Source organism: Roseovarius sp. MMSF_3281 (assembly GCF_030733685.1).
Taxonomy (GTDB): domain Bacteria; phylum Pseudomonadota; class Alphaproteobacteria; order Rhodobacterales; family Rhodobacteraceae; genus Roseovarius.
The window spans coordinates 123,972-133,008 of sequence record NZ_JASHIM010000010.1 but is presented as its reverse complement, the minus strand read 5'-3'; the positions used below and the strand labels follow the sequence as shown (position 1 = coordinate 133,008).

Genomic DNA, 9,037 nt, shown 5'->3' with positions numbered 1-9,037 from the left:
TGCACCGTTCCGGTCCACTCCACCGGAACCAGTTCACCGGCCAGCGCCGTTTCCGGCCCGCTCACCGTCACCTCCGGCTCGGTGATCTCGATGGCTGCGGTGCCAAGCACCTTGTCGCCCTCGTCGGTCATGTAGCGCAGTTCATACATACCGGTTTCGGCCGGGGCTCGCAGGTCGCCCTCGGACCTGTCCTTCACGCGGATGTAATTACCGTACTCCCCCGCCTCGGTTCCGGCGGGCACAATGGTGACGTAATCCCTGTTATCCAGGGTCTTGTCCCAGCCCACCCGCACGAGAGACCCTGCGGGCGCCGTATCGGGGCCGGTGACGATCACCTCGGGACGTTCCGGCTCCGGTTCTGGTTCGGGCTGCGGTTCGGACACTGCTGTGGCCACGGCGCTGAACGCCCGGCCCAATTCCTCGGCATTGCCAGCCGCAATGTACTGCCCGCCGGTATTCTCCGCCAGGCAGGACAGCGCGCCCGTATCCGCATCGCCAAGGCCGAACCCAACCACATGGGCCGTAAACCCGACGCCCCTCTTTTCAAGCGTTTCCGCCAGCGCGCAAGGGTCGCGGTCGCAGCTTTCCAACCCATCTGAAATAAGCACCACGGTGGCAGGCGTATCGGTGTAAGAAAGGTCGGTCGCTGCCTGTTCCACCGCACTGGTCAGAGGGGTCTTGCCCGTGGGCGTGACCCCGCCGATCCGTTCGAGAATTTCAGCACGGGTTCCGTCGCCGGGCGCGACGATGGTTTCGATATCGGTGCAATCTCCGCGCCGCCGGTGGCCATAGGCCATAAGCCCGACCCTGCGGCCCTCGGTCCATTCTCCCAGCAGGTTGTCCATCACCCCCTGGGCGATTTCAATCTTGGCGGTGCCCTCAATCTGGCCCCACATCGAGTTCGACCCGTCGAAAACGATCATGACGTTCTCATCCGCCGCATTGGCGGGCGCGGCAAACGCCATCCCCCCGGCAAGCGCAAGGGCAGCTCTGCGCAAGGCAATCTGTTTCATGTCCTGTTCCTCTCTGGTCGTCTCCTGAATCTGTCCGCCCGTTGCATGCCCGATGCGGTCATGTCGGATGCTCTCCGTGCAGGCGGTCGATGATGCGGCGCACGGTGGTGATGTCCTCGAAGACACCGTGCAGTTCCTCTTCTATCTCGTCGGCCGGGCGGGTGAGGGCCCCCATCTGCAGGAACTCGTCTTCCCTCTTGAGCGCCATGAAGAAGGACTCCTCGTGAAACCCCGCTTCCAGCCCCTCGGGCCCATGCTTGCCACTCTCGGCCTCCGCGATCTTCACGAAACTGTCGAGGAAGCCCGGCGCCAGAATATCACGCGCAACGGAGGGATTCGAGGAGTAGACTTCGAAGTGATTTTCAAATGCCTCATGGCTTGTATGCACCTTCGGCAGGTCGCGCCCGGTTCCACCGCCGAACATCTCGGCCAGCTTGTTGCCCGGCCCGTGGAAATCGCGGGCGATCAGGATGCGGTCCGAAATCGGTTCGGGCACACCGATGCGCATCAGCAATCCCTTGAAATGCGTCTTCGCGGAATTGTCGCCGTGCCGACGCGAATCCGAAGACAACTCCGCCTGGACCAGTTCGAAAGGCGTATCGCGATAAGTCCCCTCAAGGCGGTCGCGGATTCTGGTTTCGCTGTAAGGGCGGATCACGCCAAGCTTTTGCATCCGCTCGAGCTCGAACCCTCTCAGCGCCTCGTGGTCGTATGTCATGTCGCCAAGGAAGTCGCAGATGACGGGCATCACGGTTTGTGCTGCCGAACCGCGCCATTTCCTGGCCTGCCGCTTCCACAAGAGGAACGCGGCGACACCCCCAAATGCAACCGGAATGAGAAACCCGACAAGAAGGCCGCCCATCCCGTCCGTTCCTTCGCCGAACGCCGTGAACACAAGCCCGAAAACCACCCCGACGGCCAACGCGATGGTGGCCTGTCGCTTGGCCACCGCCAAGATCGCTTTTCGTTTGTCCTCAAGTTCGGCCAGACGAGGTACAATTCGGTCAGAGAATACCTTGGAAAAGCCGGTCTCGATGGCCGCGTGCTCGGTAAATGTGGTCATCACGATACCTCTGTTCTTCGGGCGTTACTGCACCCTTCTGAAAATCCGGTTGGGATGACGGAAAGGGCTCCAGATCATGGAAACTGCCAACCCTCATGTTCGATCCGGAAAATGCGAACCGGAGCGTCTGGCCTTGCCGTATCAGCGCGCAGCCGGAAGACGGCATGCTGCGACTTGCCCCAGTTGGTGAAATCCACTTCGATGGTGATCATACCCCGAAGCATGGGCTGGTCGGGGTCAGGCGCGACGCGTGTCACCTCGCCCTGGAAATCCTGTGCGTCGTAAAGCAGGTCCGCGCCACGTCCCGACAACTGAGGCGCAATCGACGCGAAGAAGTAGTCTTGTCGCCTTCCCGGCGAAAAGGGATTGGCCGCCATTGTGCTGGTGGTTTCGAAGCTGCTGTAAAGATCACGCACAAGCGCCTGTGCCTCGGCGACGAGCGGGTCCATCTGTCCTTGCATGCCCGACATGTCCTCCTGCAGGTAATGCGCGGAAACCCACCCCTTTGTCCGTCGGCTCCGGTTTTCCATCAGGCACCATCTGGGCGGCAGGTTCGCGCGTTGGGTTTCTGTCAGATCATGATATTTCTGCCGTGTCAGGAACGGAACGCAGGTGGTCATCCGCAATCCCTTGGCATCATGCGCGAATGTGCCGATCACCAGATGCTCCGTCCCCGGCCCCGAGCGCACATTCAGCGTGTCGTTCGAGGCAACGCCCGTGACCTCCCACGCGTCCGGCCCATGCCCGTCCATCTGCGACAAGGCGGCCGCAGGTGCCAGAAGCAAGGAAAGCATGATGATCAAACGCTTGGTCAATATCAGCAAGACATCCTCCGTCACTCGTTGAGGGCGTATAGTCATACTGCGTCACGCCGACCCGGCGCCGCCGTCCTGGGCCGTCTCCGTGCCCACGGCCCCCAGGGCACGCTCTTTCAACTCGCGGAACTTCCCCGACATCTGCTCGAGCTTGGCCTCCCATTCAGGGTTGGGCGTCTGGCCTTCGATGGTGCGGAAATAGACCTGCATCATGCAGGCGATGGCGAAGGGTTCCAGCAGCGCTGCCTTGACGCTCCACGCAAACAGCAGCGCAAAGACGACGCCACCGGCCGCCCAAGCTCCGGGCATAATGTAGACGACAAGCGCCGCCGGGGCGAGCATTACAAGGAATACCAGCAAGCCCAGCCCGTAAACGATCAACGCCAGCCACGCCGCGTTCTTCAGCATGATCTTATAGTTCTGCCCGTAAAGCACCAAGGCCTGCTTCGCGGACATCCAGGAATTCTCCGACTTGGTGCGGATCGCATAGGCTAGGATCACCTCGTCCACAAAGCCGACCGCGACGCGCATGAAGGCCGAAAAGATGCTCGATATCTGCTGCACCCCGGGTATTGGCAGAATGCTTAGAATGCCTCGCACCAGCCCGGATATCGCCTTGATGACCCCCTTGATAAGCTGATCAATCGCGAACAGAACGCTGGCCTGCGGAAACCGCTCCTTGACCACGGCGGTCGCATGCGCGACCTGCCCCCGGCCCTCCGGCATCTGCTTGCCGTCGATCAGTTCGATCAGAACCGCGATATGGCCCGCCTTGACGATGTAGAGAATGTATTCCCGCACCCAGTACATGATCGCGCCGAAAATTCCGAAGCCCGCGAAACCGCCCCACATCGTGGTGCTCGCCCGGAAATCTTCATCCCCGAAACCGCCAATTCCGTAGCCGATCCCGGCCCCTGCGCCAGTGACAAGGAAATAGCCAAGCGTGATGCCGAAATAGACGGCCATGCGTAGTAGAATGAAGGGCATCGTGCGTGCCATCATCCCCAGTGCGCCGCCAAGGCTAAAATCCCACATATCCACCTTCCCCCTGTTCAGGGTCCCGCCGGTTTCGGGCCAAGGTTTCCACCGGCCGCCTGATTCTGACTTTGGGTGAGGGTCGGTCAAACTTCCCCGTTGCGCCCCGTTCATTCAGAGGGGGAAGCCCAATTATTTGTAAGATAAGGGTTTGCGCAAAGGTCTGCGTCTGGTGAAGTAAAGCACGAACCAAGGAGAGTAAGATATGCTGAAACGAACAGCCCGCATGGTGGCTGCGTTGATGCTGATCGGCGGCGGCGCTCTCGCCGGTCAGGATGATATCATTCTGGACGTCACCGGCGACATCACCGACGGCACGGCAAAGCTCGACCGCGAGGCCCTGCAGAAGCTGCCGCAAGTGACACTCGAAACATCCACCGTTGTCACCGATGGCACGCACAGCTTCACCGGGTTCCTCATGCGCGATCTGCTTGACCGGCTGGGGGCCCAGGGCGAGTTGGTCATCGCCTCTGCGCTGAACGATTACGTGGTGGAGATCCCGATGTCGGATTTCAGCGAGTTCGACGTGATCGTGGCCTACAGAATGGACGGCAAGCCCTTGCAGCGCGACGACAAGGGGCCGCTCTGGATTGTGTATCCGCGTGACCAGCACGAGGCATTGCAGGACATCCGCTACGATTACCGCTGGGTCTGGCAACTCTCTCGGCTCGAGGTGCAATGATCCGGTTCCGCAACCTGGCCTTCGGCCTGCTTCTGCCCCTTGTCGCGGTCCTTGTCTTCGCGGTGCTGCTGACCTTTTCCCTGATCCGCATGCTCGAGGTCGAGAACGCCATGCGGGTCGGGGCGGAAAAGAACATGCTCTGGGTCTTCCACCAGAGCGAGGTCGCCGCACGCCGCCTGACCGAAACGGCGGCCCTCGTCGGGCTGGGCGAAGCCGATATCGAAGAGCTTTCCCTGCGCATCGATATTCTGAAGAGTCGTGTCGCCATATTGAATGACGGCCCGCAGCGCCGGTTTGTCGAGGAGATCGCCCTTGATGACGAACTCGACCGAATCGCCGCGGCGCTGGAAACCATGACGCCGGTCGCCGCCGATTTTTCTCCGGGCGAAGGGGCGCGCCTGCGGGAAGCGCTGAAGCCCGCGGCCAGGATTTTCGGGCGCGCGGCGAACAAGGCGATGATCGCGGAGTGGAACGATCTGGGCGGCCGGCTCGAAACCTATCGCGCCCAGCTTCGCCAGATCATCCTGTCCCTGATCGGTATCATGGGGGCCGGCGGAATCCTCGCAGCCACGCTGGCCGTCGCCCTGCGCCAGACCCATCAGCGCAACCTGATGCTGCGGCAATCCCGGGATTTCTCGGCGCTGCTGATCTCATCCAGCGGCGAAGGCATCCTGGCGGTCGACCGCGCCGGGCGCTGTACCCTGTGGAACGACGCCATGGCGGGCCTGATCGGGAAACCTGCGGAACAGGCCACTGGCCAACCGCTGGCCGAGCTTGCGGGCTTCTTCGGCATCGCCCCGCTTCGGGCCGGCATCGCCAGGGCATTCGAAGGCGACTCTTCCGAACTCGCCCTCCAGCCCCTTTTCCGGGACGAGCAGACCGAACCCCGCTATGTGGACCTGCGAATCTTCCCCATGCGCAATGACGGCGAAGTGATCGGCGCAATCCTCTTCCTGCACGACGCCACCGACCGCCACGCGGCCCAAAAGCGGGACGCCGAAGATCGGGACCGCCTGGAGGACCTGGTAGCCGAGCGCACGCGTGATCTTGACGACGCGCTGCGGCGTGAACGCTCCGCCGCCGATCTTTACCGCAACTTCGCGGCTATGGTCTCGCACCAGTTCCGCACCCCGCTTGCGGTGGCAGATTCCGCCCTGCAACGGTTGATCCGTCGCGGCCCCAGCGTGGACTCGGACGAGGTCGTGGACAGGGCCAACCGCGCCCGCAACGCGATCGCCGGTCTGACGCGGCTTGTGGAAAGCACATTGGACGTCGCCCGGCTGGACGCGGGCCAGCTCGGGGCGCAGCGCATGCGATGCGCTCTGAACGACATCGTCCGCACGGTTTGCACCCGACAGCGCGACGCCGATCCGGCCCGCGAGATCCGTATTCTTCCCTCACCGGACGACGACGATACCGTGTTCTGCGACCCGGCCCATGCGGAACAGATACTCGAAAACCTGCTCCTGAACGCGGTCAAATACGCCTCTGCCGGATCACCGGTTTCGGTCTGCGTGCATGGCGACCGGCAAAACCTGTTCTGCGATGTGCACAACGAAGGCGATCCCATCCCCGAGAACGAGCGTGACCTGATCTTCAATCGCAACTACCGCGGCACGAACAGCACCGGAAGCGCCGGCACCGGGCTCGGCCTGTTCATGGCCGGCACGCTTGCGCGGATGCAAGGCGGCGACCTCTTCCTGCAACCGGACACTGACGGCGTGACCTTTCGTATATCCCTTCCCCGTTTCAAACCGAGCGCGGCATGACAGATTCAACCGATCCGCCCCTGATTTTCGTGATCGAGGATGAAGACGCGCTCCGCCGCGATATCGTCGAGGAATTGCAGGAATCCGGCTATCGCGCCATCGAGGCGGCCAATGGCGAGGCCGCACTCAGGAAACTCTCGGATGCCACGCCTGATCTGGTTCTTTGCGACATCTCGATGCCCGGTCTCGATGGCTACGGCGTGCTTGAATCCCTGCGCGAGATGCCCCCCGAACTGGCGACAATCCCCTTTGTCTTTCTCACCGCCCTCTCCGAGCCACAGAAGGTCGTCGAGGGCAAGCTCCTCGGCGCCGATGATTACCTCGTCAAACCGATCGACTACGATCTGATGCTGGCGACGATCGGGGCTCGCCTGCGGCAGGTCGAACGCATCCGCGAGCACCATCACGACGAACTGGCAACCTTGCGACGCGCGCTTGCCGGGCTGTCGGGAAAGGGGGCTGTTCAGGTGCTCGACCTCGTCGCATTGGGCGTCGTGCTGCTCGACGGCGCGGGACGATTGCTTCACGCCAACAGCGCCGCTTACGATCTGGCCACCACCGCCGACTGCTTCCGGATACAGGGGGAAGGTGTAACGCCCCTGGACCAGGTGTCAGGTCGCGCCTTTCGTCGCGCCATGTACGAGACCCTCAAGGCAGCAAAGGCAGGGGACGACAAGGTGGTCGGCATCCAGTTGCATAGCGTCACCGGCAAAGGCGCGCTCTCATCGCTGGCCTGCGCCTTGCCGGCGCAGGAAAACGACCCGCCAGATGCGCCCGCAATGGCCTTGTTCCTCGCCGCCCCGGAACGCCGCAGCCGCGCGCCGGAAACGCTGTTGATGGACCTTTTCGGCCTGACCCCGACCGAGGCGCGTGTCGCCGGCGCTCTGGCCAACGGCGCCCGTACGGTCAACGTCGCCGAGGAGCTGGGCGTCTCGCAAACCACCATCGCCTTCCACATGCGCAACCTGTTTCAGAAAACCGGCACCAACCGGCAGGCCGACCTCGTAGCGCTGATCCTCGCCGGTCCTATGATGATCAAGTCCGACGCGTTCACGTAGCTCTTGCAAATCTTCTTCCGCTTGCGTGCGTCCCACAGCCACCGAAGTCTCCGCGCTGACTTCAGGCGGCCACCTGCCAAACCAGTAAAACTCACTACCCCTCGCGTGGCAGCTCAGTCCCAGAACCCCTCTGACTTTCGAGTAGACATAGTTACGTTTCGCCTGCGGCGGAAATCGCAAACCTTGGCCTCGCTCAAATACGGAATCTCAGCTTAAGCATCTGACAATCGATGAAAATAAGCTGTCTCTAGGATCCATCATCGGGGCGACGGACATTTTACTATACCTTTCAATCACTTGCTGTATTCCGCTCCGTTTCCACCGATCTCATTTTTGGTACCATGGACCAAATCGGTGATCCTGTACCGATCCATGCCGCAGGTGACAGGCCGCTCTTGTTGACAGGTCAGACAAGCTGCAAATCGAGTGCAATGTTACCATAAGCCTCGAAGGCGCATGCTCCAAGCAGGCCGATTGATCTACCCGCCCGAGACCGAACGGCGGAAGAGGATCAGGCTGACGCCGAGAAACAGCGCGCCCAGCAGGAACGTCCACAGGAACGACGGCCAGACGATGGCCAGGTCCGCACCGCGATAGGTGATCGCCTGCGCAAATTCCATGTAGTGCCGCGACGGCAGCAGGAAGGTCAGCGGTTGCAGCCAGATCGGCTGACTTTCGATGGGCGTCATGCCGCCCGACAGGATCATGATGGGCATGATGACCAGCATGATCAGCAAGGCGAATTGCGCCATGGTGCGCGCCAAGATGCCCAGCAGAATGCCGATTGAGGCGGCGGCGAACAGATAGATCACGGTACCGGCAATCAACAGCGCCTCGGACCCGGCAAACGGAATGTCGAGCGCGCCCTGCACGATCACGAACAACGCGAAGACAAAGGCGATGAAGATCACGAGCGAATTGGCGAATATCTTGGCCAGCGCGATCTCGAAGGCCGAGATCGGCATCACCAACAGATGTTCGATGGTGCCATGTTCCCGCTCGCGGATCAGCGCGGCCCCCGTCAGCACGATGGTCAGCATCGAGAGCTGGTTAAGCAGGCCGGAAATGGCCGAGAGCCAGACATTGTTGCCCGCAGGATTGTAGGCGCGCCGCACCACCAGGTCGAGCGGCGGTTTTTCCACCAGATCGGCGCGCGCCGCGAAACGCTGAACCTCGCCCGAAAGGATCGAGGTCAGGTAGCCGGTGCCGATGCTGGCCTGCATCGTCTTGGTCGCGTCGATATTGACCTGCAACGTCGGGGACCGCCCGGCCCGCACATCCGCTTCGAACCCTGCCGGCACGACGACCACGAATGTCGTCTCGCCCCAGTCGAGCATTCTTTCGACCTCGTCCGGCCCTGCCTCGTTAGGGGGCAGGAAATAGGGCGGATAGAGCGCGGTTTGAAGCGCACGGGACAGGCTGGAGCGATCCTCGTCCACGAATGTCACGGCGGTATTGTTGATCGCCTCGCCCGCGCCGGAGCTTTCGATATACATGCCCGGCCCGAAGGAATAGACGACCAGCAACAACAGGACCAGATCGCGCCAGAGCACACGCAACTCCTTACCCATCAGCCAGAAGATATTGAGACCCCAGCGCATT

8 protein-coding genes are annotated in these 9,037 nt (G+C 61.8%); 3 read left to right on the top strand and 5 right to left on the bottom strand.

The window, feature by feature from the left end; all coding sequences use genetic code 11:
• The 4 genes from RBB32_RS11735 to RBB32_RS11720 all read right to left on the bottom strand — a co-directional run.
• On the bottom strand, positions 1–1,013 hold a 1,013-nt coding region (locus tag RBB32_RS11735; RefSeq protein ID WP_306152895.1), incomplete at its 3' end, for a VWA domain-containing protein.
• A 58-nt stretch (positions 1,014–1,071) separates the two neighbouring features.
• Complete coding sequence (locus RBB32_RS11730; RefSeq protein WP_306152894.1) at positions 1,072–2,076, bottom strand: DUF3137 domain-containing protein; 1,005 nt, start codon at positions 2,074–2,076, stop codon at positions 1,072–1,074.
• Between the two features lie 74 nt (positions 2,077–2,150).
• Complete coding sequence (locus RBB32_RS11725; protein ID WP_306152893.1) at positions 2,151–2,900, bottom strand: hypothetical protein; 750 nt, start codon at positions 2,898–2,900, stop codon at positions 2,151–2,153.
• 42 nt (positions 2,901–2,942) lie between these two features.
• Complete coding sequence (locus tag RBB32_RS11720) at positions 2,943–3,926, bottom strand: hypothetical protein (protein ID WP_306152892.1); 984 nt, start codon at positions 3,924–3,926, stop codon at positions 2,943–2,945.
• Positions 3,927–4,131: 205 nt separating this feature from the next.
• Between RBB32_RS11720 and RBB32_RS11715 the strand changes: the two genes are divergently transcribed.
• Genes RBB32_RS11715 through RBB32_RS11705 form a run of 3 tightly spaced genes read left to right on the top strand, consistent with a single transcriptional unit; the run spans position 4,132 to position 7,435 of the window.
• Positions 4,132–4,608 carry a molybdopterin-dependent oxidoreductase gene (locus tag RBB32_RS11715; RefSeq protein ID WP_306152891.1) on the top strand — a complete coding sequence of 159 codons (477 nt, stop codon included), beginning with the start codon at positions 4,132–4,134 and terminating at the stop codon, positions 4,606–4,608.
• Positions 4,605–6,377, top strand: a complete 1,773-nt coding sequence (locus tag RBB32_RS11710; RefSeq protein WP_306152890.1) for a PAS domain-containing sensor histidine kinase — start codon at positions 4,605–4,607, stop codon at positions 6,375–6,377. Before RBB32_RS11715 ends, RBB32_RS11710 begins: the two co-directional genes overlap by 4 nt.
• A complete protein-coding gene (locus tag RBB32_RS11705) occupies positions 6,374–7,435 on the top strand; it encodes a response regulator (protein ID WP_306152889.1) in 1,062 nt (353 codons plus the stop codon). Before RBB32_RS11710 ends, RBB32_RS11705 begins: the two co-directional genes overlap by 4 nt.
• Before the next feature lie 479 nt (positions 7,436–7,914).
• On the opposite strand, the gene RBB32_RS11700 is transcribed toward RBB32_RS11705, so the two are convergent.
• Positions 7,915–9,036, bottom strand: a complete 1,122-nt coding sequence (locus tag RBB32_RS11700) for an ABC transporter permease (protein ID WP_306152888.1) — start codon at positions 9,034–9,036, stop codon at positions 7,915–7,917.
• Position 9,037 lies beyond the last annotated feature (1 nt).

Coding starts and splice junctions, on each gene's coding strand:
- RBB32_RS11730 (WP_306152894.1), bottom strand. CDS start 2,076: ATGACCACATTTACCGAGCACGCGGCCATCGAGACCGGCTTTTCCAAG.
- RBB32_RS11720 (WP_306152892.1), bottom strand. CDS start 3,926: ATGTGGGATTTTAGCCTTGGCGGCGCACTGGGGATGATGGCACGCACG.
- RBB32_RS11715 (WP_306152891.1), top strand. CDS start 4,132: ATGCTGAAACGAACAGCCCGCATGGTGGCTGCGTTGATGCTGATCGGC.
- RBB32_RS11710 (WP_306152890.1), top strand. CDS start 4,605: ATGATCCGGTTCCGCAACCTGGCCTTCGGCCTGCTTCTGCCCCTTGTC.
- RBB32_RS11705 (WP_306152889.1), top strand. CDS start 6,374: ATGACAGATTCAACCGATCCGCCCCTGATTTTCGTGATCGAGGATGAA.
- RBB32_RS11700 (WP_306152888.1), bottom strand. CDS start 9,036: ATGCGCTGGGGTCTCAATATCTTCTGGCTGATGGGTAAGGAGTTGCGT.